The following is a 20,732-nucleotide window of genomic DNA, read 5'->3' as shown; positions in this document are numbered from 1 at the left end:
TGCCTCAGCTCTCCGTGTCCTCGGAGCGCCCGCCAGGGCGCCGGGGCGTGGCCTTGCGCGTACGGGCGGACGAGGCGGCCGACTTGGCGGCGGCGGTCTTGGTGGTCTTGGTCGCGGCCGACTTGGTGGCGGCGGCTTTGGCCGTCTTGGCGGCGGCGGTCTTGGCGGCGGGCGTCGTGGCAGCGGCCGTCCTCGCGGCGGCGGAACGCTTCTTGGCGGGCTTGGCGGGGGCCGAGGTCTCGTCCTCCGCCGCCGCCTCCGCCCGGGCGGGCTCCTCGGGCCGCTGCGGCTCCGCCCCCGGCAGGGTGGGGGGCTCCGGCGCTCCCGGCGAGCCGAAGGGCAGCACCCGCACCGTGGGCCGTTCCACCGGCTTCGCCGGGACCGGCTGCTCGCGCCCCTCGATCAGGACCAACGAGCCCTGGTAGCAGACCGACAGCACATACGGGGTCTGGTAGAGCATCCCCCAGAGCTTGGAGGTCTCGTCCACGTCCATCTGCGTCGGTGTGAAGCGCACCCGCTGCAGCGACTCGGCCAGGTCGCTGCCCGTCAGATACGAGCGCCGGGCGGCCTCCTCGATCACGTCCTTCGGCAGCATCGGTATCTCGTGCAGAGTGCGCACCACGCTGCCGATCAGGCGCTGCCCGACCAGCTCGGACTCCTCCCCGTACGCGCTGATCAGGTAGTGCAGATCCATCGCCGCGGCCGGTCGCTTGAGCAGCGTGCCGTCCGAGGCCCGGGTGGGCAGGTCGGTGGAGCGCAGGGAGGCGTTGGGGGTGACCTGGTAGAGGAAGATGTTGATGGTCGGTTCGGTGGGCGGCTCCGTGGGGGGCCTACGGGTGTCCACCGTGACCGCGATGTCGATCTCGGGCCGCAGATTGTTCGCGATCAGCAGCGCGAGGGCCTGGGTGACGGTGGCGAACGCGAGTCCGTTGCTCATGGTGTCAGTCCCTCCTCTCGCCGCGCGCCAGGTAGTCGTCCAGGCTCAGCGCGGGTGCGCGCCGTCCCGTCGGTCCGGGGCGGGCGGCCGCGGGGCGGTCGGCGCCGGGCGGGGCGGCGGCGGTGACCTCCAGCCGCCCGATCTGGACATGCACCGTGCGCTGGGCGGTGCGGCCGCGGCGCCGCCCGGTGGGGAGCCGCGCGGCGTCCCGGCCCATGGCTGCGTCGGCAGCGCGGGGCGGCGGCGCGGCGGCCGCCGCGGGCCATAGGCCCGGGGACGGCGGGCCGGGCCGGGGCCCGGCAGCGGCCGGGGCGGCGTCGGGTGCGGGGGTGGCCGTGTCGCCCCGCCGGGTGGGCGGGGTGTCGGTGGCGGCCGGTCGCGGCCTGACGGTGATCTGTGTGCTGGGGAGCAACAGCGGTGCCGGGGCGGGGGGTTCGGCATCCCGCTCCACATCCTCGTACGGTGTGGGCTCGGCGCGTATGACGGTGTGCCGGTCGGTCCTGACCTCGCGCTCGTGCCGGACCACCTCCTGGTGGCGGTCGGCCGCCGGTGGCGGGGCCACCCGAGCAGACGCGGACTCCTCCGGCAGCGGCTGGTCTCCCCCCAGCGCCTCGATCCGCTCGTACGGGCCGGGCAGCCGCGGCCGTGCCCGGACCGGGCGGCCGCCGGCGCCGCCGCCCGCCGCCGGCCCGGGCGCGGGCACGGGGGCGTGCCGCGCGAGCAGCCGGTCGAAGAAGTCAGCCATCTGCGCACAGCTCCAGGTAGTAGCGGCGCCGCAGCGGGCTGAGCGCCAGGATCTGAGGCTCGCTCCAGCCGTATGCGGTGGCGAGCAGGTGGACATCGAGGAGCAGGTCCCGTGCCCAGTGGTCGAGTTCGGCCCACAGGTAGGAGGCGATATCCAGCTCGGCCCGGGTGGCCTCACCGCATTCGGGGCAGGCGACGTTGAGCGTCACATCGGCCGCCGGGTCGGCGCGTTCGGCGGCCTCGGCGAGCTTCCGCTGCACCGGCTCGGGCAGTTCGGCCACCGGGAGGCGGTCGGCCGGGACGGGCTGCCCCGCACGGTGCACGGAGACGAGGCAACGGGCGAGCAGGACCCACCGGGCGCGGGCCGCGGCCGTGGACGCTTGGGCTCCGTCGCCGCCCTCCGCGTCCACGGGCCGGCCCGCTTCGGCCACCGCGTGCGCGGCCGCCTCGAGGTCGGCGACGGTGGGCAGCCGGAACTCGACCGTCCACTCGCCCTCCTCCACCCGGAGCGGCCCGTCCCGCTCCCGCGGGCGCACCCCCAGGTCGCGGGCGTCGAGGTCGAACTCCATGGCCTCGCCGCACGCACCGCACTCGGCCCGGATCTGCATCCGCTCGCCGAAGAGCGCGCGCCGCAGGGCGTACAGGTCCGCCTCGCGCTCGCCCACCGGCAGCGACAGCAGTTCGTCCGCGGCGGACTCCGGGCGGGCCGCCCGGTGCAGCAGCAGGGCGCGGCCGGGGCCGTGGTGCGCCAGCCCCGCCTCCCAGATGGCCAGCAGCTCCGCGGGCCCCGTGTTCCCCATCTCTCAGGCCGTCCGCTTCCCGCCTACGCGGGATGGGTGAACGAGGGCTCTTCCGGCTCCGGCACCTCGTAGTCCCGCTCCCAGCCCTCGCACTCCAGCTTCAGGCTCTGGATCGCGACCGCGTTGGCGTTGGCGTCCAGCTCGCCGAGCACCTGGTACTCGCTCGGCCAGGTCCGGTAGAGCTTGTGCGAGACGGCGACCTGGCCGGCCTCGTTGAGGACCTGGATGACGATGTCCTTGCGGAAGTCGGCCAGCGAGACCTCGGAGCCGAGCCCCGCGCCGACCTGCCAGACCTTGTTGGCCCAGCGGTCGAACTCGGGGTCGTGGGTGACGCCGCGCTCCAGGGTGATCCCCTCGAACTCGGACCGGCCCGGGGACTTGCGGGGCGAGCTGGGATCGCCGCCGTTGCGGTGCTTGACGACCTCGGTGGTGCGCTTCAGCGGACTGATTTTGCTGATGCCCGCGACCGTACGACCGTCCCAGAGGACCAGAAACTTAAAGTTCTTGTACGGGTCGAAGCGATGGGCGTTGACCTGGAACTCAGCCATCACATTCCTAAATCTCGAACTGTCCGGCCATCTGCTGGATCTTGACGATCACGAACTCCGCGGGCTTGACCGGCGCAATACCGACCACGACATTCACGATGCCGTGGGCGATGTCCTCGTCCGTCGTCGTGTCCTTGTCGCACTTGACGAAGTACGCCTGACGCGGAGTGCCGCCCTTGAACGCGCCCTTCTCGAACAGTGTGTGCAGATAGCCGGAGGCGTTCAGCCGGATCTGCTGCCACAACTGCTCGGTATTGGGTTCGAAAACGACCCATTGCAGTCCGCGGCGCAGGCTCTCCTCGATATGCAGCGCCAGCCGCCGCACCGGGACGTACTTCCATTCGCTGTCGAGCGCGTCGGCGCCGCGCAGCGTGCGGGCGCCCCAGACCAGCGGGCCGACCACCGGGAAGGTGCGCAGGCAGTTGATGCCCAGCGGGTTGAGCAGTCCGTTCTCACGGTCGGTGAGCTGGACGCCGAGCGAGTACACCCCGGCCAGCCGCGCCTCGGTCCCGGCCGGTGCCTTCCACACGCCGCGCTCGCCGTCCGTACGGGCGATGACGCCCGCGAGTGCCCCGGAGGGCGGGAAGGCGCGCAGCCGCCCGGTGAGCGGGTCGGTGAGCCGCAACTGCGGGAAGTACAGCGCGGCGTGGTCGCTGCGGACCGGCTCGAAGGCGCCGATCCCGGCGCGGGCCGCGTCCACGCTGCCCCAGGCGGAGGGCGCGTCGACGAGCAGGAAGATCCGCCGCTCCCGGCACAGCCGGTCGGCCGCCGACAGCACGGTGACCATGTCGCCGACGGACTCGTACGCGGCGAGCTCGGGCAGCGACAGCAGGTTGACGTCCTCGATGTCGCGCAGCGCCTGCAGGCCGGTCTTGTCCGCCTCGCCGCCGATGAGGTCGCGGGGGCCGGGCGGGGCGCCGTCCTCGCCGCCGGACAGCGGGAAGACCGGCGGGTTGACCGAGGCCTCCAGGCCGAGGTCATTGGCGCATTCGCCCAGGAAGCGCACCACGTCATCGGGGTCGATGGAGCCGGCGACGACTTGGAGGCGGCGGCCGAAGGCGGTGACCTCGGTGCCCGCGAAGGCGTGCTTGCCGGGCGCGTCGGGCAGGGCGCGCAGCTTGCGCTCCAGGAGCAGGGCCAACTCGGTGACGTCGCACGGAGCCTCGCCGTCGCAGTCCGGGTCGTACAGGGTGAACGCGCGCTCCACCTCGCCGATCTTGACCGTCAGCTCGACGGCCGGATCGGGGAGTTCGCCCGCGAACGGCTTGGAGACCGTGCCGGAGGGGTCCGGCCGGCCCTCGCCGACGGCCTTGACCCGGATCAGCGCCGACCCGGCGTTGATCACGGTCTCGGCGTGGCGGCCGTGGGCGGGGTCCATGGACAGGTTGGTGAAGGACTCCCGGGAGGTGCCCCGGGCGTCGAGCACATGGAGGTTGAAGGTCTCCTCCGGGCACGGGGTGTCGTAGTCGACGGCCAGCCGCAGGCCCGAGCCCCAGTGGCCGGGCTCCTTGGCGTGCACCTCCAGCACGGGGCATGCACTGTGGCCCTCGGTGGAGTCGAGGGTGACGCAGGCGGCCTTGCCGGTGCCGGCCTTGGTCACGCGGACGACGACCGCCACGGTGCCGCCGTTGCCGAAGAACTGGTGCACCGCGTAGCCGACCGCGCTCTGCGAGGTCAGCCCCCCGAAGCGGCGCTCGAAATCGGCGAAACTGGTGATGCGCACCGGGGTGTTCAGCGGGCCCCGCCGGGTGTGGCCCACGAACGCGGTCACCGAGGTGGTGACCGAGGCGATGGTACGGACACTGCTGGGAAGCTCTTCGATGTAGACACCGGGATAGCCCGCGGGCGTCGGCATTCCCCCTCCATTCTCTTCGCGCATCAAGAGATGAGGAGGGGAAGTGAAGATCACACGCGCGGATTTGCCGCCGTGTGCACACTTTCTCCTTACACTTCCCCCGGTCGCACGCCCCCGCGAAACCGGTATCGCAGGATTCGGAACGTCGCTTGCGGCTCCTGATGCGTGAGTGCGCTTTGAGTCTCCGCGCCGGGCATGATTGCGGTCAAGACATTGAACCGGTCATCTCTTTCCCGGTGAATTACTAGATCGTTTTGCGGTCTGCACAGAGTTGACCAAGCCATTACCGTGCGCGAACGCTCCCGACAATTCGTGATCACGAAATTCCGCCCGGAGCGCGCGGACGACGAGAACGAGCCGAAAAGGCGAACGGTGCGGCGCGTCGTTTTGCGGTCCCGCGCTCGGCGCGTTATCGCACCCGCGCCCGCGGGCCGCACGCCTGGTGACCTGGGCGCCAGCCGTGCGCGAGGGCCTCAGCCGTGCGCGAGGGCCTCAGCCGCGTGCGCGCGGTTCTCAGTCGTGCGCGAGGGGCGACGGTGCGAGGACCGCGCGCCCGTCCAGCCAGGCCGGCCGGCTGAGCAGCGGGCGGAAGTGGGTGAACAGGGCGAGGAGTTCGGGCCCACGGCGTTCCCGGAGGGCCGGGTCCCGGCGGGCGAGGTCGAGTTCATTGGCGGCCGTCAGCTCGGCGAAGTCCCGGAGCAGCCGGGGTTCCGGGATGTACGCACGGCCGGTGAAACGGTCATGGAAGACCACGTCGGCATCCCCGAGCACCCGGCACGTGGCCTTGCGGTCGCAGCTCGCGTAGAGGTACACGATGGCCTCGGCTTCCGCGCCGATCACCGCCACGAGCTCGCCGCGACGCCCGAGGGGCAGCAGGGTGACGGGAAAGCCGTCGGTTCCGTAGAACGCGTGGCACAGACCGGCGAGTTGGAGTTCCGGACGGGCCCCCCATGCGGCGAGCCGGGCCCGTACGCGCTGGAGGTGGGCGAGGAGGGTGCCGCCGGGGTGGGCGATGCGCGCGGCGCCGAGCCGGCGCAGAAGTGTGACGGCCCGGTCGGCGGCGGCAGGAGGGGGAGCAGCAGGCACAGGTCGGGTCCTTTCGGTGCTGGGCAGGTCGGCACCCGTACCGCACCGGCACCCGGTCCGGATCCTCGTGCGAGCGCCGTACGGGTTGCCGCCTGAGCCCTACAACGATCGTCGCCACCACCTGCCACCCCAGTCAATCCTGGGGATTGCTCACCAACTCCAAGCTCTAACTTGGAGGTTATGACTCTGGATGATCTGCGGGTGTTCGTGGCCGTGTGCCGCGCCGGAAGCCTCAGCGCCGTCGCCCGGGAGCTGACCTGCACACAGTCGGCGGTGAGCCAGCGCGTGAAGCGGCTGGAACGCGAGACCGGCGTCAGCCTGCTGGAGCGCCAACCGCGCGGTGTCGTACCCACCCCGGCCGGACGCATTCTGTGCGAGGCGGCCGCGGACGGGATCGCCGGGCTCGATCTGGCGCTGCGCCGCCTGAGCGACCTCGTGCACGGGGAGAGCGGTTCCGTGCGGATCACCACCGGCAGCACCACCGTGCGGCACTTCATGGCCGAGGCGATCGTCTCCTTCCGCCGTCGCTATCCGAACGTGAATCTGGAGTTCCAGACCGAGAGTTCCAGCCGCGGCTGCCTCGATGCCCTGATCACCGGCCAACTGGATCTGGCCTGGATCACCCTCGGCGCCCCGGTGCGCGGCGCCGAGCAGCGGCCCGTGACCGAGCTGCCCTGGGTGCTCGCCACGCGGGCCGGGGACCCGCTCGCGGACCGGTCGCACGTGGAGGTGTCCGACCTCGCCGATGTCCGTCTCTTACGGCTGCCGCCGAACTCGACCTCCGGCGGGCGCCTCCACGCCGCCCTGGCCGAGCTGGGCATACGGGCCGGCTCCGATACCGGCGTCGCCGACTGGGACACGGCCCTGTTGCTGGCCGAACTCGGCCTGGGGCGCGCCGTGGTGCCCGCCCTGCCGGGGCTTCCGGTGCCCGGGGGCGAGGGGCCGCTGCGGCTCGTCCCGATCCCCGCGCTGCCGCCGCTGCCGGTCGGCTGGGCCGCACGCCGCTGGGACGCGCTGCCGCCACTGGCCCGGGCCTTCGCGGACACCGTGGCCCACACCCTGAACGAAGACGCCTCCCCAGAACGGCACTCCGCCCGGCCCACCGAGTGATCATTTTCGGACTTCCCCCGCCAACGCGCGGAGATGGCCATCTCGAGGAGGCACACACCCCTATGCTTCTACATGCATGTAGAAACACGGAGGGCGGACGCACGGAAGAACGGGCGATGGGCCGCGAACGTTCCGCGGTCCATGGCCCGTTGTCGCGCGACCACCGTCCTCCGCCGCACGCGCCCGTAACCCCCCACGCTCACGCGTGCAGTAGGCATAGCGAAGGAGTGAACGCCACGATGGTGTTCAAACGACTGCTCGGCTCGCTCGGTGTCGGCGGGCCCACCGTGGACACGGTGCTGGGCCCCGGCCCGGTACGCCCCGGCGGGCCGCTGACCGGTCAGGTCCATCTCCAGGGCGGCACGGCGGACTTCGAGATCGAGCAGATCACGCTGGAGTTGGTGGCCCGGGTGGAGGACGAGCACGGCGAGGAGGAGCGGGAAGGGGTCGTCCTCTTCGACCGCTTCACCGTCGGCGGCGGCTTCCGGCTCGCCGAGGGCGAGCAGCGCAGCCTCCCGTTCACGGCCCGCCTTCCCTGGGAGACGCCGATCACCGAGCTGTACGGGCAGCCGCTGGGCATCATCCTCGGGGTCCGCACCGGGCTGGAGATCGCGGGCGCGAAGGACAAGGGCGACCTCGACCAGCTGACCGTGGATCCGCTGCCGGTCCAGGAGGCCGTTCTGGAGGCGCTGGGCCAGCTCGGCTTCGGCTTCAAGGCCGCCGATCTGGAGCTGGGCCATGTCGGCGGCACCGGGCAGCGGCTGCCGTTCTACCAGGAGATCGAGCTCACCCCTGCCCCCCGGTACGCCCACGCCATCAACGAGCTCGAGGTGACCTTCCTGGCGAGCCCGGGCGGTATGGACGTCGTCCTGGAGGCCGACAAGCGCGGCGGGCTCTTCTCCGCGGGGAACGACGCCCTCACACTCTTCACCGTCGGCCATGAGGGCGTCGAGCACCGCGACTGGAACACCGAGGTCGACGCCTGGATCCGCCACCTCGTCGAACGGCGCGCCGCGTACGGCTCGTCCGGCTCCTATGGCCACGGTGAGTACGGCGCGCCCGGCCACGGCCACCACGACGGTCACGGCCACGGCCGTGGGGACCACCACCATGACGGCGGGCGGCGCTCCGGCCCGAGCACCGCGGCGATCGTCGGGGGCGTCGCGGCGGGTGTCGCGGTCGGCGTCGTCGGCGGAATGGTCGCCGCGGAGGTCGTCGACGAGATCGGCGACGCCTTCGAGGACGAGGAGGACGAGGACTGACGGCCTCCCCGGCCCGGGGCGGTCCCCGGGCCGGGAAGTCCGGTCCCCTACCTGGGGTTTGGGCCTCCCCGGCGCGGCCACGGCCCAACAGCCGTGGTCCCATGGGGCCACATCGCCAGCCGGCGACCGGACCTGCCGTCGAGGAGGACGAACCACCATGACCGCCGACAGCCGCCCAGAGCCGCCCCACCTCGGCGACGAGCGCGCGACCCTGCGCGCCTTCCTCGACTACCAGCGGGCGACGCTCGCCATGAAGTGCGAGGGGCTCGGCGACGAGGAGTTGCGGCAGCGGTCGATGCCGCCCTCGACGCTGACGCTGCTGGGCCTGGTGCGGCACATGGCCGAGGTGGAACGGGCCTGGTTCCGGCGGGTGTTCGAGGACCACGACGCGCCGATGGTCTGGGCGCCGACGATCGACTTCCAGGCGGCGTACGACGTGAGCGGATCGTCCCGGGCCGAGGCGTTCGCGGCCTGGGAGGCGGAGGTCGAGACCTCCCGCCGGATCGAGCGGGAGGCGGAATCGCTCGACCTGGTGGGCTATCAGCCGCGGTGGGAGGAGGAGGTGTCGCTGCGGATGGTGCTGGTGCATGTGCTGCTGGAGTACGGCCGCCACAACGGGCACGCGGACTTCCTGCGCGAGGGTGTGGACGGGGTCGTGGGGGCCTGAGCCCCTCGCTCGGGCGCGGGCGCGTTGTCCGGCACACCATGGCCCAGCCTGGTTCCGGCTGATCCCACCCCGCCCGCGCACGCGCCCTGGGCCACGCCGGGGCGCAACGGGCGCCCTCTCCGGCCCGGTGAGAACGGCGGTGTGCGCCCGCCACGGTGATCGCGCCCAACCTGGCACCCGGCAGCGGACCGCACCTTCGGCTATGAGCGTGGCGGCGTCGTCCGGTGCCCGCGCTACCGGCATCGGGTGGTTCCGGCGGGTGGCGGGCGGCCGGTCCGGACTGCGGCTGAGACCGCGCGGCCCGGGTGGGGCGGCGGGGGCACGGGGGCTGGTTGAGGCGGCCGGGGCTGGGCACTCCGTGGGGCGCGTGGCCTGATACGACCTTGCGGAAGCCGGAAGGACGATCATGAGCGAGCCCAGGACATCCCCCCGCATGCTCGGCATCTACCTCAATGACCACCTGGCCGGAGCGACGGCCGGAATGGAGCTGGCCCGCCGCGCGGCCCGTGAGCACCGGCGGTCGCCCTTCGGCGGCGAGCTGGAGGACCTCGCCGTACAGATCATGGAGGACCGTGCGGCGCTCCTGTCCCTCATGGCCGACCTCGAGGTGCCCGTACGCCGCTACAAGCTCTACGGGGGCTGGCTGGGCGAGAAGGCGGCGCGGCTGAAGCCCAACGGCCGCCTGCGGCGGCGTGCCGGGCTCAGCTCGGTCGTCGAGCTGGAGTCGCTGCGGATCGGTGTGGAGGGCAAGGCGATGCTGTGGCATTCGCTGCTGGCCGCGACCGGCGAGGACACCCGGCTGGACCCCGATCGGCTGACCGAGCTGCTGACGCGCGCGCGGCGGCAGCGCGAGCTGCTGGAGTCGCTGCACGACGGCGCGGCAGCCACGATGTTCACCCCCGATCGGGCGGAGTCGCGAGAGGCGGTGGTCGGGCCATGACGCCTCCGCCGGACGGCGCCGCCGAGTTCCTCTTCATCGGCAACGCCACCCTCCTCATCCGCTACGGCGCGCTGACGCTGCTCACCGACCCGAACTTCCTGCACCGGGGCCAGTACGCCTACCTGGGCAAGGGGCTGATGTCCCGGCGGCTGACCGAGCCCGCCCTGGCCGCCTCCGACATACCGTCCGACCTGGACGCCGTGGTGCTCTCGCATCTGCACGGCGACCACTGGGACCGGGTGGCACGCCGGCGGCTGGACCACTCACTGCCCATCATCACCACCCCGCACGCCTCCCGGCGGCTGCAGGGCGTCCATGGGTTCAGCCGGGCGACCGGGCTGCCCACCTGGCACGATCAGGTCCTGGTGAAGGATCACAGCCAGGTCCGGGTCACCGCGCTGCCGGGCAGACACGCCCCCGGCCGGTGGCAGAAGCTGCTGCCACCGGTGATGGGAAGCCTGCTGGACTTCGGCGCGCCGGGGCAGCCTCCTCGGCTGCGGGTCTACATCACCGGCGACACGCTGATGTTCCCGGGCATCCATGAGATCGCCCGGCGCTACCCGGAGGTGCATCTCGCGGTGGTCCACCTGGGCGGCACCCGGCTTCCGGGCGGGCTCATCGTGACCATGGACGCGCTCCAGGGGGCCGGTCTGGTCAAGGCGGTGCGGCCGGAGCGGGTGCTGCCGGTGCACTACGACGACTACGCCGCCTTCAGCTCCCCGCTCTCCGCGTTCCTGGAGGAGAGCCGGAGCCCGGACTTCCCGTCCGCGGTCGTCCACTGCGCCCGCGGGGAGCACGTCACCGTGAACGCGCAAGGGGTGCTTGCGACGCCGTGAAGGCCGCCGGTGCCACCGTGGCGGTCAGACCGCGCTGGTGGGCGTCTGGTCGTCGCTGTGCAGCCGCCGCAGACGTTCCACCAACTGCGGACGGTGGAGGTCCACGACGAGCGCCATCAGATCCGGATGGCGCAGCAGCGGTGCGGCCCGGCAGTCGAGCGCGTCGGGGGCCGTGAGCCGCCGCCACTCCCCGGGGGATCCGCCGCCGTCCTCACGGTCGCCGAGCGCCGCCACGGCCTGGGACGCCAGCGTGGAGCAGGTGAGCAGGGCCGCGGCCCAGCTCGCCACGACCTCGTCCACCCAGGTGCGCCAGACGCCGTCGGGGCCGCTGATCTCGTACGGCTCCGCGTCCACGAGCCAGTCCAGCCGGAAGGAGCCGTCCGGTCCGGCGAGGGGTGACAGGGGGCAGTCGGTGGGGGTCGCGTAGCGCAGCAGGGTGGCCAGCGTCACGGCCTGTCTCGCCTGGGCCTCGGCGAGCGCCGCGTTCATCGCTCCGTCGGCCGCCGGGTAGGCCCTGATCAGCCACTGCGTGGTCGCAGCGATGACGGATGACAGGTCCAGGGACAAACGACGCCGCTCCTTGTACGCGATAGATGTCAGCACCGTACCCGCGGAACGGCGGTGTCTAACATGACGTAGATCACGTTGACGGGCTCCGGCATGACACAGATCACGCCATACGTCGGCGCGCCGAGCCCCGTGTAGCCGGCCGCGCACCGCATAGTGGCCGGTTGGCCGGGTACATGGAGGCCATGAACGCGCCGGGCCCCGCCGTCGGCGTGGTCGTCGCCACCCGCGACCGCGCGGAAAGTCTCGCCACGGCTCTGGAACACCTCACCGCCCTGCCGGAGCGGCCACCGGTCGTGGTCGTGGACAACGGCTCGACGGACCACACCAGGGCCATGGTCGCCGAACGGTATCCCCACGTGCGGGTCCTTGCCCAGGGGGACGACCGCGGGTCGCTCGCGCGCAACGACGGCGTACGCGCCATCGGCACCCCCTACGTGGCCTTCAGCGACGACGACTCCTGGTGGCACCCCGGCGCCCTGGCACGGGCGGCCACCGTGCTGAACGGCCATCCGCGGCTGGGGGCGCTGGCCGGCCAACTGCGGGTCGGCCCGGCGGAGCGGCCCGATTCCCTGAACGCCACACTGGCCGCCTCTCCCGTCGGCCGCGCCGAGGACCTCCCCGGACCGGAGGTGTACGACTTCCTCGCCTGTGCGGCCGTGGTGCGCCGCGGCGCCTTCCTGGAGGCGGGCGGCTTCCATCCGCTGGCCCTCTCCGGCGGCGAGGAGACCCTGCTCGCCTACGACCTCGCGGCGATGGGCTGGGGCGTCTCGTACTGCCCCGAGGTGGTCGCCCACCGCGAACCGGCCCCCTCGCCGTCCGAGGAGCGCATCGCCGCGATGCGGCGCGACGAGCTGATCGGCTGCTGGCTGCGCCGCCCGCTGCCCCTCGCGGCCCGCCGCACCGCCGCACTCCTCACCGAGGGCGGGCGGGACCCGGTGGCGCGCGCCGCGCTGCGCGGTCTGCTCGCCCGGCTGCCGGCCGCACTGTGGCTGCGCCGCCCGCTGCCACCGTGGATCGAGGAGGCCGCCCGGCGCGTGGACGGGCAGCGCGCGGACGAGGGGGCGCGGCAGGACGAGAGGCAGGTCGTCACCCATGACCGATGACGGGGCCGGCCGGCGATGCGACCCCGCGGCGCCGGGGGTGCGGCAGGCACTGGAGGTGCGGCAGGCCTTGGAGGTGCGGCACGCGCTGAAGGCACGACAGGCACTGAAGGCACGGCAGGCCCCGGAGGCACGACAGGTACTGAAAGCGCGGCACGCACTGAAGGCACGGCACGCCCTGGAAGCACGGCAGACGCCGGAGGCGCGGCGCGCGCTGGAGGCGGCGGCGCGGGAGCCGCGGTCCGGGACCGCCGATGGCCGCACGACGGTCGCCATCAACACCCGCGACCGGCAGGCGTAGCCGCCGCACGCCCCGAACCGGCCGACCGAACGCCCGGGCCGCCGTCCGTGATCGTCACCGACAGCGGACGGAGGGACGCACGGGCGACCGGCCAGCGGCCCACCGGCGGCGAAGCCGCCTACCTGGTGGCCGCGCGCCGCACGCCGTAGGCCGCCGCGCCCAGGGCCAGCACCGCCGCGCCGGAGACCACCGAGGAGACGGGCAGGGCGAAGGCCAGCAGCAGACACCCGGCCAGACCGAGCCCCGGCACGATCCGCGGTGGGCGGCCCTCGGCCGGGGTGAGGGTCCAGGCGGAGGCGTTGGCGACGGCGTAGTAGGCCAGCACTCCGAACGAGGAAAACCCGATCGCACCGCGCAGATCCGCCGTCGCCGCCAGGACCGCCACCACCGCGCCCACGGCCAGCTCGGCGCGGTGCGGCACCGCGAACCGGGGGTGCACGGCGGCCAGCGCGGGCGGGAGGTGCCGGTCGCGGGCCATGGCCAGGGTGGTCCGGGAGACGCCCAGGATCAGCGCGAGCAGCGACCCGAGCGCGGCCACCGCGGCGCCCGCCCGCACCACCGGCACCAGCCACGCGAGCCCGGCGGCGCGCACCGCCTCGGCCAGCGGGGCGCCCGCCGCGGCCAGCCCGCCGCTGCCCAGCACGGTCAGCGAGGCGATCGCGACCGCCGCGTAGACGGCCAGAGTGATGCCGAGCGCGAGCGGAATGGCGCGCGGAATGGTGCGTGCCGGGTCGCGGACCTCCTCACCGAGGGTGGCGATACGGGCGTATCCGGCGAAGGCGAAGAACAGCAGGCCGCCCGCGCGCAGCACCCCGCCGAGCGTGGCGTCCCGGCCGATCTCCAGCCGTGCCGCGTCCGCTTCCCCGGAGGTGAGGAGGGCGACGACCACGGCGGCCAGGACCGCGAGCACGACGGCCACGATGGCCCGGGTCAGCCAGGCGGCCTTGTGCACCCCCACGTAGTTGACGGCCGTCAGCGCCACCACGGCCGCCACCGCCACCGCGGACGCGTGATCGGGCCAGACATAGGAGCCGACGGTCAGGGCCATCGCCGCGCAGGAGGCGGTCTTGCCGACCACGAACCCCCAGCCGGCCAGATACCCCCAGAAGTCGCCCAGCCGCTCACGGCCGTAGACATAGGTGCCGCCCGAGCGCGGATAGCGGGCGGCCAGCCGCGCGGAGGAGGTGGCGTTGCAGTACGCCACCACCCCGGCGGCCACCAGACCGAGCAGCAGCCCCGACCCCGCCTCCCGCGCCGCGGGCGCCAGCGCCCCGAAGATGCCCGCGCCGATCATCGACCCCAGGCCGACCACGACCGCGTCGAAGACCCCCAGGCGGCGTCGCAACTCCCCCGGCCCGGTCGGGGTGTTCGCCGTGTCGCCCACCGCTCAGCCCCGGTCCGTGTCGAGATCGGTCTTCGCCGGCGCCGGCAGGTCGCGCGCGCCGAGCCGCAGATGCTCGATGTGGTAGACGGCCTCGTCCAGGAGTTGGGCGACGTGGTTGTCGTAGAGGCTGTAGACGATCCGGCGGCCCTGGCGTGAGCCGGTGACCAGCCCGAGGGCGCGCAGCAGCCGGAGTTGGTGGGAGACCGCGGACTGCTCCATGCCGACCGCCTCGGCCAGTTCGGTGACCGCGCAGGGGTCCTGGCGGAGGCGGGTGAGGATCATCAGCCGCGAGGGGGTGGCCAGGGCCTGGAGGGTGGCGGCGATGGTAGCGGCGGAGTCCGCGTCCAGATGCGCTGCCGGGGTGGTCTGACTGTCGGCTCCGTGTCCCATGACGTCATCGTATCCACAGCAACACTTGAAGAGCTCTTCATACGTTCCAGTATGGTGGCGGGGTTCGACCATCGCCCCACCGCCCGAGGAAGAGGTGTGCCCCCGTGCCCGCCGAGCTCATCGAGGAGCGGCCCTCCGCCGACGCTCCACCGCCCGTACGGCCACGCCGGACCCGCGTCCGCGAGCTGCCCGAGGTGCGGTGGGCCGCACTGGCCACCGCCGCGTTCCTGCCCGCCTTCCCACTCGACCTGGCGGGCGCCCCCGCGTGGCTGTGGGGCCCGCTCTACGCGGTCTGCTACGCCGCCGGGGGCTGGGAGCCCGGCCTGGCGGGGCTGCGCGCCCTCAAAGAACGGGCCCTTGATGTCGATCTGCTGATGGTCGTGGCCGCGCTCGGGGCGGCGGCGATCGGGCAGTTCCTCGACGGCGCCCTGCTGATCGTCATCTTCGCCGTCTCGGGCGCGCTGGAGGCGTTCGCCACCCGGCGCACCGCCGACTCCGTACGCGGACTGCTGGATCTGGCACCCGACACCGCCGCGCGGATCACCCCCGGCGGCGCCGAGGAGCGGGTGGACGTCAGCGCGCTGCGCGTCGGCGACACCGTGCTCGTCCGGCCCGGTGAGCGGCTGCCCGCCGACGGCACCGTGCGCGAGGGAATGAGCGACGTCCAGCAGGCCGGGATCACCGGCGAGCCGCTGCCGGTGGACAAGGGGCCCGGCGACGAGGTGTTCGCGGGCACGCTGAACGGAACGGGCGCACTGCGCGTCACGGTGGACCGGGACGCCTCCGCGTCGGTCATCGCCCGGATCGTGGCCATGGTCGAGGAGGCGAGCGAGCGCAAGGCCCCCGGCCAGCTATTCATCGAGAGGATCGAGCAGCGCTACGCCATCGGCGTGGTGGCCGCCACACTCGCCCTGTTCGCGGTGCCGCTCGCCTTCGGCGCGGACCTCACCGAAACCCTGCTGCGGGCCATGACCTTCATGATCGTGGCATCGCCGTGCGCGGTGGTGCTCGCCACCATGCCGCCCCTGCTGTCCGCCATCGCCACCTGCGGACGCCACGGCGTGCTGGTCAAGTCCGCCGCGGCCATGGAACGCCTGGGAGCCGTCACCCGGGTGGCGCTGGACAAGACCGGAACGCTCACCGAGGAGTCGGCGCGCGTCCGCGGGATCCGGGCGCTCCCGGACAGTGGCCTCACCGAGGACGAGGCCCTGGCCCTGGCCGCCGCGGCCGAGCGGCCCAGCGAGCATCCGCTGGCCCGTGCGGTGGTCGCCGCCGCGCGGGAACGCGGGCTGCGCCTGGAGCCCGCGGCCGACTTCACCTCGGCACCGGGGCGGGGCGTACGGGCGGTGGTCACGGACCACACCGTCCAGGTGGGCAGCCCCACGGCCCTGCTGGACGGCGCGCCGCCGGACTGCCCCGGCGCCCGGGTCCGTACAGACATCGGGGACGGCCCGATCCGTACAGCCGTCGCGGAGGTCGAGGACAGCGGTGCCACCGCCGTCGCCGTGCTCGTCGACGGCCGCCCCGTCGCCGTCCTCGCCATCGCCGCTCCGCTGCGCGCCGGGGCCGCCGAAGCCGTCGCCTCGCTGGGCCGACTCACCGGCACACCACCGGTGTTGCTGACCGGCGACAACAAGCATGCCGCCGCCCGGCTGGGCGAGGAAGTCGGCATCACCGACGTACGGGCCGGGCTGCTGCCGCAGGACAAGGTGACGACCGTACGGGGCTGGGAGGACGCCGGGGAGCGGGTCCTGATGGTCGGCGACGGAGTCAACGACGCCCCGGCGCTGGCGGCCGCGCACGCCGGTGTCGCCATGGGGCGGGCGGGTTCCGCGCTGACACTGGAGACCGCCGACGCCGTGGTCGTCCGCGACGAACTGGCCGCCGTGCCCGCGGTCGTGACCCTGTCGCGGCGCGCCCGCCGCCTGGTGGCGCAGAACCTGGTCATCGCGTGTGTGTGCATCGGCGCGCTGGTGGTGTGGGATCTGTTCGGCCATCTGCCGCTGCCGCTCGGCGTGGCGGGCCATGAGGGCTCCACCGTCCTGGTGGGCCTCAACGGTCTGCGCCTGCTGCGCACCTCCGCCTGGCCGGGCGCGGCGCGGGCCCGCCGCCCGGCCGCCGGGGGCTGAGCGCGGTGCGGGCCGAGCGGGGTCCCCCCTCGGCCCGCCGCTCTACGATGGGGGCATGCCGGTCAGCGAACCCTCCTCAACTGCGACCCGGTCGCATGCGCATCACAGCGGCGCCGCGCAGTTCTCCACGGCCGCCAATGTCTTCTCGCTGCTCTCCGACCCGACCCGGCTGCATCTGGTGTGGTCCCTCGCCCGGGGCGAGGCCGATGTCAACACCCTCACCGAGGCCAGCGGGGCGGCCCGCCCGGCGGTGAGCCAGCATCTGGCCAAGCTCCGGCTGGCCGGGCTGGTCCAGGTGCGCAAGGAGGGCCGTCGCTCGGTGTACTCCCTTCACGACGGCCATCTGCGCCGACTGGTCACCGAGGCCGTCAACCACGCGGACCACATGGTCACCGGGGCCCCGCCGCACGACTGAGGCCGGGGCGCGGTGGCCGCCGACCGCACCGGCTCCCCGGTGCCGCCGGACCTCCTCACCCGGTGTGATGCGCCAGCAGGTGATGCGGGTCCCGTGCGCCCGGCCCAGGGGCCGGATCGGTGTGCACCAGGGCGGCGGTCAGCCGGGGCACCGTGTGGCGGAGGGCGTGTTCGGCCTCGACCGCCACATCGTGCGCCGCGCGCAGCTCCAGGCCGCCGTCCACTTCGACCGTGACCTCGGCGCGCAGCCGGTGGCCGATCCAGCGCATCCGCAGTTCGGTCACGCGCAGCACGCCGGGGACCGCGCGCAGGGCGGCCTCGCCCGCGTCGACCACCGCCGGGTCGACGGAGTCCATCAGCCGCCGGAACACCTCGCGGGCCGCGTCCTTGAGGACGAGCAGGATCGCGACGGTGATGGCCAGGCCGACCAGCGGATCGGCCGCCTGCCAGCCGAGCGCCACACCGCCCGCGCCCACCAGCACGGCCAGCGAGGTGAAACCGTCGGTGCGGGCGTGCAGCCCATCGGCGACCAGGGCCGCCGAGCCGATCCGCCGCCCGACCCGGATCCGGTGGCGGGCTACCCATTCGTTGCCGAGGAAGCCGAGGACCGCCGCGACCGCCACGACGCCCGGATGGGAGATGTCGCGCGGGTGCAGCAGCCGGTCCACGGCCTCGTAGGCGGCCAGGGCCGCCGAGGCGGCGATGGTCAGGACGATGACGATCCCGGCCAGGTCCTCGGCCCGGCCGTAGCCGTAGGTGAACCGGCGGTTCGCCGCACGGCGGCCCAGGACGAACGCCACGCCGAGCGGCACCGCGGTGAGCGCGTCGGCGGCGTTGTGGACGGTATCGCCCAGCAGCGCCACCGAGCCGGACAGCAGGACGACCCCGGCCTGGAGCACCGCGGTGGCGCCCAGGACGGCGAGGGAGAGCCATAGGGCACGCATGCCCTCGGCCGATGACTCCAGCGCGGAGTCGACCTTCTGCGCCGACTCGTGGGAGTGCGGTTTCAGCAGATGCGCGAGCTGGTGCCGCCGATGGGACCAGCGTCCGTGATGACGGGACTCCATGACGCCATTATGTGCATACACGCGCACCCATGCACCCGTCGGGGCGAAGGGTCCTAGCGCGACCCGTAAGGCAACAGCGCCATCTCCCGCGCGTTCTTGATGGCGCGGGCCAGCTGCCGCTGCTGCTGCGCGCTCACCCGGGTCACCCGGCGGCTGCGTATCTTGCCGCGGTCGGAGATGAACTTCCGCAGCAGCTCGGTGTCCTTGTAATCGATATAGGTGATCCCCGCCTTGTCCAGCGGGTTCACCCGGTTGCGCCGGGCGTCCCGGCGGGTGGGGTCGAGGCGTCGGGCCATCATCGGGTCCTTGTCTACGTGGTGCGTGCGGTGTCCGTGCTCCGGTCAGGACACCTGGTCGAGCAGTTCGTCGAAGGCGTGCGGCAGCCGGCGCCAGGCGTCCGGTCCGGCCGCGTACTCGGCGTCGGTCAGCAGACACGAGTCGAGCAGCGCCAGCAGCCCGTCACGGTCGAGGCCGGGCGAGGTGAAGGTGAGGTGCTGACAGCGGTCGCCGTGGTCGGGATGCCAGTCGAGCGCGGCGGCGACCCGCCGCTCGGCCGGGACCATCTCCCAGGCGGCGTCCGGCAGCGCGGCCAGCCACGGCCCGGCCGACTCCACACACAGCGCCCCGCCCGCCGCGTCCCACGACAGCAGGGTGTCGCCCCGGTCCGCCAGCCAGAAGCGGCCCCGGCTGCGGGCGGCGGCGCAGGTCAGGTCCTCCAGCGCGGCGTAGAGCCGCCCCGGGTGGAAGGGCCGCTCGCGCCGCCAGACGAGGGTGGCCACCCCGTGGTCGTCGCCATCCTGCGGCAGCAGCGCGCACGCCGGGTGCTGACGGGCGGCCGCCGCCGCGATGTCGAAGCCCTGGAGAAGCGCGGGCCCCAGGACCCCCTCGCCGAGCCGCTTGTGCCGTGCGCCCGGGGTGAGGTGGGTGAGCAGGGCCAGGTCCCCGTCGCCCGCGGACTCCTCGGACGACTCGTCCTCGGCGACAGCGATCACGGTGGGGTACTCCAACTGCCGGGCGAAGGTGTCCGCGATGGTGCGCTGGTCGGTCGGAGCGGCGGCGAGACCGGCCTCGGCGAGGTCGTCGCCGTTGGCGAGGTACGGCACCATCAGGGCCGGGTCGACCGCGGTGGCCACCCCGGTCAGCTCCAGCGGCGCTCCCTCTGCCGCGATGACGGCGGCCATGGCCTGGGGCTCGACCGACTCCCACAGTTCGACGACGGCGAGCCGGTGCCCGCCGCCCGTGGCCAGCCGCAGCAGCTCGGGGACCATGTCCTCGCGCAGCGCACAGCACGCGCAGTCGTTCACCAGCGGCGCCTCGCCACTGCCGAGCGGCCCGGAGGCATCGCGCACGGTGCGGCGCACGGCGCGGTCGGTGGCGGCGGACAGGTCGTGGTGCAGCGCCACGGAGCCGGGCACCGTGCGCAGGATCTCCTCGACGGCGGCGCGGCGGGCGTCGGCGTGCAGTCCGCCCACGACCGCCACGGCCAGCCGGTTCTCGTCCGCGGTCACCGGCCCCTCCGCCCGCGTCCGTAGCGCCGCTCGAACCGCTCGACGCGGCCCGCGGTGTCCACGACGCGCTGGTTGCCGGTGTAGAAGGGGTGGCTCGCCGAGGAGACCTCGACGTCGATGACCGGGTAGGTGTTGCCGTCCTGCCACTCCACCGTCTTGTCGCTGGTGGCGGTGGAGCGGGTGAGGAAGGCGAAGTCGGCGGACCGGTCGCGGAAGATCACGGGCCGGTACGCGGGGTGAATGCCGGGCTTCATGGCGGTCAGCGCTCCTCACGGAAGTCGACGTGGCGGCCGGCGACCGGGTCGTACTTGCGGAGGGTCATCCGGTCGGGGTCGTTCCGCCGGTTCTTGCGGGTCACATACGTGTAGCCGGTGCCCGCGGTGGACCTCAGTTTGACGATCGGGCGTAGTTCATTGCGTGCCATGAGCCACAGCATACACGGTAGTGGTTTTCATTTTCATCTAGCTGCTACGCTGCCGCGACATCCACACCACACCACCGAACGGAGGAACCATGTCCGCCCACTGCCAACTCACCGGCCGGCAGCCCGGCTTCGGGCACCACGTCTCCCACTCCCACCGCCGCACCAAGCGCCGGTTCGACCCCAACGTCCAGCGCAAGCGCTACTGGCTGCCGAGCGAGGGCCGTCACATCCGGCTCACCCTCAGCGCCAAGGCCATCCGTACCGTCGACGTGATCGGCGTCGAAGCGGCCGTGGCCCGTATCCGCGCCCGGGGAGGGAAGGTCTGATGGCCAAGAAGAGCAAGATCGCCAAGAATGAGCAGCGACGGGTGATCGTGGCGCGTTACGCCAAGCGCCGCGCCGAGCTGAAGGCGCTCATCGCCGACCCCCGGACCTCGGCGCAGGAACGGCTCGACGCCCAGCGGGAACTGCGCCGCCAGCCCCGCGACGCCAGTGCCACCCGCGTACGCAACCGCGACTCCGTCGACGGCCGGCCCCGCGGCCACCTGCGCGCCTTCGGCCTCTCCCGCATCAGGCTGCGCGAGATGGCACACGCGGGCGAACTCCCGGGGGTGACCAAGAGCAGCTGGTGATCCCCCACCGCTCCGGGCGACTCTGCCGG

At 73.3% G+C, this 20,732-nt stretch carries 25 protein-coding genes; 11 read left to right on the top strand and 14 right to left on the bottom strand.

What is annotated here, in order from left to right; genetic code table 11:
* Positions 1–4: 4 nt before the first annotated feature.
* From BLV72_RS42330 to BLV72_RS42305, 6 genes are all read right to left on the bottom strand, one after another.
* The gene (locus BLV72_RS42330) at positions 5–937 is read right to left on the bottom strand and encodes a Pvc16 family protein (RefSeq protein WP_093469144.1); all 933 of its coding nucleotides are present in this window, start codon (positions 935–937) and stop codon (positions 5–7) included.
* Positions 938–941: 4 nt separating this feature from the next.
* On the bottom strand, positions 942–1,682 hold the full coding sequence (locus BLV72_RS42325; RefSeq protein ID WP_093469143.1) for a hypothetical protein: 741 nt from the start codon (positions 1,680–1,682) through the stop codon (positions 942–944).
* A complete protein-coding gene (locus tag BLV72_RS42320; RefSeq protein WP_093469141.1) occupies positions 1,675–2,481 on the bottom strand; it encodes a T4 family baseplate hub assembly chaperone in 807 nt (268 codons plus the stop codon). The genes BLV72_RS42325 and BLV72_RS42320 overlap by 8 nt, the downstream gene beginning before the upstream one ends.
* Positions 2,482–2,504: 23 nt before the next feature.
* The gene (locus tag BLV72_RS42315) at positions 2,505–3,029 is read right to left on the bottom strand and encodes a phage tail protein (protein ID WP_059144851.1); all 525 of its coding nucleotides are present in this window, start codon (positions 3,027–3,029) and stop codon (positions 2,505–2,507) included.
* A gap of 7 nt (positions 3,030–3,036) precedes the next feature.
* On the bottom strand, positions 3,037–4,884 hold the full coding sequence (locus BLV72_RS42310) for a phage tail sheath family protein (RefSeq protein ID WP_093469140.1): 1,848 nt from the start codon (positions 4,882–4,884) through the stop codon (positions 3,037–3,039).
* 513 nt (positions 4,885–5,397) lie between these two features.
* Entirely contained in the window at positions 5,398–5,970 is a 573-nt protein-coding gene (locus tag BLV72_RS42305) for a DUF6817 domain-containing protein (RefSeq protein WP_093469138.1), read from the bottom strand.
* A gap of 180 nt (positions 5,971–6,150) precedes the next feature.
* Between BLV72_RS42305 and BLV72_RS42300 the strand changes: the two genes are divergently transcribed.
* From BLV72_RS42300 to BLV72_RS42280, 5 genes are all read left to right on the top strand, one after another.
* On the top strand, positions 6,151–7,080 hold the full coding sequence (locus BLV72_RS42300) for a LysR family transcriptional regulator (protein WP_093469137.1): 930 nt from the start codon (positions 6,151–6,153) through the stop codon (positions 7,078–7,080).
* Between the two features lie 239 nt (positions 7,081–7,319).
* Positions 7,320–8,342, top strand: coding sequence for a sporulation protein (locus tag BLV72_RS42295; RefSeq protein WP_093469135.1), 1,023 nt, complete (start codon positions 7,320–7,322; stop codon positions 8,340–8,342).
* Between the two features lie 157 nt (positions 8,343–8,499).
* Complete coding sequence (locus BLV72_RS42290) at positions 8,500–9,009, top strand: DinB family protein (protein ID WP_093469134.1); 510 nt, start codon at positions 8,500–8,502, stop codon at positions 9,007–9,009.
* Between the two features lie 406 nt (positions 9,010–9,415).
* Positions 9,416–9,949, top strand: a complete 534-nt coding sequence (locus tag BLV72_RS42285; RefSeq protein ID WP_093469132.1) for a hypothetical protein — start codon at positions 9,416–9,418, stop codon at positions 9,947–9,949.
* The gene (locus BLV72_RS42280) at positions 9,946–10,785 is read left to right on the top strand and encodes an MBL fold metallo-hydrolase (RefSeq protein WP_093469131.1); all 840 of its coding nucleotides are present in this window, start codon (positions 9,946–9,948) and stop codon (positions 10,783–10,785) included. The genes BLV72_RS42285 and BLV72_RS42280 overlap by 4 nt, the downstream gene beginning before the upstream one ends.
* 24 nt (positions 10,786–10,809) lie before the next feature.
* Here the strand turns inward: BLV72_RS42280 and BLV72_RS42275 are convergent, their stop codons facing one another.
* Positions 10,810–11,352, bottom strand: coding sequence for a hypothetical protein (locus tag BLV72_RS42275; protein WP_093469129.1), 543 nt, complete (start codon positions 11,350–11,352; stop codon positions 10,810–10,812).
* Between the two features lie 176 nt (positions 11,353–11,528).
* On the opposite strand from BLV72_RS42275, the gene BLV72_RS42270 reads away from it, so the two are divergent.
* Both BLV72_RS42270 and BLV72_RS42265 read left to right on the top strand, forming a co-directional pair.
* A complete protein-coding gene (locus BLV72_RS42270) occupies positions 11,529–12,458 on the top strand; it encodes a glycosyltransferase family 2 protein (RefSeq protein ID WP_425288562.1) in 930 nt (309 codons plus the stop codon).
* Positions 12,448–12,756, top strand: a complete 309-nt coding sequence (locus tag BLV72_RS42265; protein ID WP_093469126.1) for a hypothetical protein — start codon at positions 12,448–12,450, stop codon at positions 12,754–12,756. Before BLV72_RS42270 ends, BLV72_RS42265 begins: the two co-directional genes overlap by 11 nt.
* 118 nt (positions 12,757–12,874) lie before the next feature.
* On the opposite strand, the gene BLV72_RS42260 is transcribed toward BLV72_RS42265, so the two are convergent.
* Both BLV72_RS42260 and BLV72_RS42255 read right to left on the bottom strand, forming a co-directional pair.
* Positions 12,875–14,140: an APC family permease gene (locus BLV72_RS42260; RefSeq protein ID WP_093469125.1), complete on the bottom strand. Its 1,266-nt coding sequence runs from the start codon at positions 14,138–14,140 to the stop codon at positions 12,875–12,877.
* Positions 14,141–14,143: 3 nt separating this feature from the next.
* Complete coding sequence (locus BLV72_RS42255; RefSeq protein ID WP_059143835.1) at positions 14,144–14,530, bottom strand: ArsR/SmtB family transcription factor; 387 nt, start codon at positions 14,528–14,530, stop codon at positions 14,144–14,146.
* Between the two features lie 104 nt (positions 14,531–14,634).
* Here BLV72_RS42255 and BLV72_RS42250 point away from each other — a divergent pair, with 104 nt between their 5' ends.
* Both BLV72_RS42250 and BLV72_RS42245 read left to right on the top strand, forming a co-directional pair.
* Positions 14,635–16,659 carry a heavy metal translocating P-type ATPase gene (locus tag BLV72_RS42250; RefSeq protein WP_093469123.1) on the top strand — a complete coding sequence of 675 codons (2,025 nt, stop codon included), beginning with the start codon at positions 14,635–14,637 and terminating at the stop codon, positions 16,657–16,659.
* A 55-nt stretch (positions 16,660–16,714) separates the two neighbouring features.
* Positions 16,715–17,074 (top strand): ArsR/SmtB family transcription factor, encoded by a 360-nt coding sequence (locus BLV72_RS42245; RefSeq protein ID WP_014058546.1) that lies wholly within the window; start codon positions 16,715–16,717, stop codon positions 17,072–17,074.
* 55 nt (positions 17,075–17,129) lie between these two features.
* Here BLV72_RS42245 and BLV72_RS42240 read toward each other — a convergent pair whose 3' ends face one another.
* The 5 genes from BLV72_RS42240 to rpmG are packed head-to-tail and all read right to left on the bottom strand — an operon-like array spanning position 17,130 to position 20,072.
* Entirely contained in the window at positions 17,130–18,140 is a 1,011-nt protein-coding gene (locus tag BLV72_RS42240) for a cation diffusion facilitator family transporter (protein ID WP_093469122.1), read from the bottom strand.
* Between the two features lie 53 nt (positions 18,141–18,193).
* Positions 18,194–18,436, bottom strand: a complete 243-nt coding sequence (gene rpsR, locus BLV72_RS42235) for a 30S ribosomal protein S18 (RefSeq protein WP_093470847.1) — start codon at positions 18,434–18,436, stop codon at positions 18,194–18,196.
* 45 nt (positions 18,437–18,481) lie between these two features.
* A complete protein-coding gene (locus tag BLV72_RS42230) occupies positions 18,482–19,648 on the bottom strand; it encodes a GTP-binding protein (protein ID WP_093469120.1) in 1,167 nt (388 codons plus the stop codon).
* A complete protein-coding gene (locus tag BLV72_RS42225) occupies positions 19,645–19,902 on the bottom strand; it encodes a type B 50S ribosomal protein L31 (protein ID WP_093469119.1) in 258 nt (85 codons plus the stop codon). Before BLV72_RS42225 ends, BLV72_RS42230 begins: the two co-directional genes overlap by 4 nt.
* A gap of 5 nt (positions 19,903–19,907) precedes the next feature.
* Positions 19,908–20,072, bottom strand: a complete 165-nt coding sequence (gene rpmG, locus BLV72_RS42220; RefSeq protein WP_059143937.1) for a 50S ribosomal protein L33 — start codon at positions 20,070–20,072, stop codon at positions 19,908–19,910.
* Positions 20,073–20,161: 89 nt separating this feature from the next.
* Between rpmG and rpmB the strand changes: the two genes are divergently transcribed.
* Both rpmB and rpsN read left to right on the top strand, forming a co-directional pair.
* A complete protein-coding gene (gene rpmB / locus BLV72_RS42215; RefSeq protein WP_093469117.1) occupies positions 20,162–20,398 on the top strand; it encodes a 50S ribosomal protein L28 in 237 nt (78 codons plus the stop codon).
* On the top strand, positions 20,398–20,703 hold the full coding sequence (rpsN, locus tag BLV72_RS42210) for a 30S ribosomal protein S14 (RefSeq protein WP_093469116.1): 306 nt from the start codon (positions 20,398–20,400) through the stop codon (positions 20,701–20,703). Before rpmB ends, rpsN begins: the two co-directional genes overlap by 1 nt.
* Positions 20,704–20,732: the final 29 nt, after the last annotated feature.

The organism is Streptomyces melanosporofaciens (assembly GCF_900105695.1).
GTDB classification, from domain to species: Bacteria; Actinomycetota; Actinomycetes; order Streptomycetales; family Streptomycetaceae; genus Streptomyces; species Streptomyces antimycoticus.
Note: the sequence above shows the minus strand (reverse complement) of the source record. Positions and strands in the feature narration are given on the sequence as shown.

Coding starts and splice junctions, on each gene's coding strand:
- BLV72_RS42225 (WP_093469119.1), bottom strand. CDS start 19,902: ATGAAGCCCGGCATTCACCCCGCGTACCGGCCCGTGATCTTCCGCGAC.
- BLV72_RS42315 (WP_059144851.1), bottom strand. CDS start 3,029: ATGGCTGAGTTCCAGGTCAACGCCCATCGCTTCGACCCGTACAAGAAC.
- BLV72_RS42280 (WP_093469131.1), top strand. CDS start 9,946: ATGACGCCTCCGCCGGACGGCGCCGCCGAGTTCCTCTTCATCGGCAAC.
- rpmG (WP_059143937.1), bottom strand. CDS start 20,072: ATGGCACGCAATGAACTACGCCCGATCGTCAAACTGAGGTCCACCGCG.
- BLV72_RS42325 (WP_093469143.1), bottom strand. CDS start 1,682: ATGGCTGACTTCTTCGACCGGCTGCTCGCGCGGCACGCCCCCGTGCCC.
- BLV72_RS42245 (WP_014058546.1), top strand. CDS start 16,715: ATGCCGGTCAGCGAACCCTCCTCAACTGCGACCCGGTCGCATGCGCAT.
- BLV72_RS42270 (WP_425288562.1), top strand. CDS start 11,529: ATGGAGGCCATGAACGCGCCGGGCCCCGCCGTCGGCGTGGTCGTCGCC.
- BLV72_RS42255 (WP_059143835.1), bottom strand. CDS start 14,530: ATGGGACACGGAGCCGACAGTCAGACCACCCCGGCAGCGCATCTGGAC.
- BLV72_RS42290 (WP_093469134.1), top strand. CDS start 8,500: ATGACCGCCGACAGCCGCCCAGAGCCGCCCCACCTCGGCGACGAGCGC.
- BLV72_RS42330 (WP_093469144.1), bottom strand. CDS start 937: ATGAGCAACGGACTCGCGTTCGCCACCGTCACCCAGGCCCTCGCGCTG.
- BLV72_RS42295 (WP_093469135.1), top strand. CDS start 7,320: ATGGTGTTCAAACGACTGCTCGGCTCGCTCGGTGTCGGCGGGCCCACC.
- BLV72_RS42240 (WP_093469122.1), bottom strand. CDS start 18,140: ATGGAGTCCCGTCATCACGGACGCTGGTCCCATCGGCGGCACCAGCTC.
- BLV72_RS42300 (WP_093469137.1), top strand. CDS start 6,151: ATGACTCTGGATGATCTGCGGGTGTTCGTGGCCGTGTGCCGCGCCGGA.
- BLV72_RS42320 (WP_093469141.1), bottom strand. CDS start 2,481: ATGGGGAACACGGGGCCCGCGGAGCTGCTGGCCATCTGGGAGGCGGGG.
- rpmB (WP_093469117.1), top strand. CDS start 20,162: ATGTCCGCCCACTGCCAACTCACCGGCCGGCAGCCCGGCTTCGGGCAC.
- BLV72_RS42310 (WP_093469140.1), bottom strand. CDS start 4,884: ATGCCGACGCCCGCGGGCTATCCCGGTGTCTACATCGAAGAGCTTCCC.
- BLV72_RS42265 (WP_093469126.1), top strand. CDS start 12,448: ATGACCGATGACGGGGCCGGCCGGCGATGCGACCCCGCGGCGCCGGGG.
- BLV72_RS42285 (WP_093469132.1), top strand. CDS start 9,416: ATGAGCGAGCCCAGGACATCCCCCCGCATGCTCGGCATCTACCTCAAT.
- rpsR (WP_093470847.1), bottom strand. CDS start 18,436: ATGGCCCGACGCCTCGACCCCACCCGCCGGGACGCCCGGCGCAACCGG.
- rpsN (WP_093469116.1), top strand. CDS start 20,398: ATGGCCAAGAAGAGCAAGATCGCCAAGAATGAGCAGCGACGGGTGATC.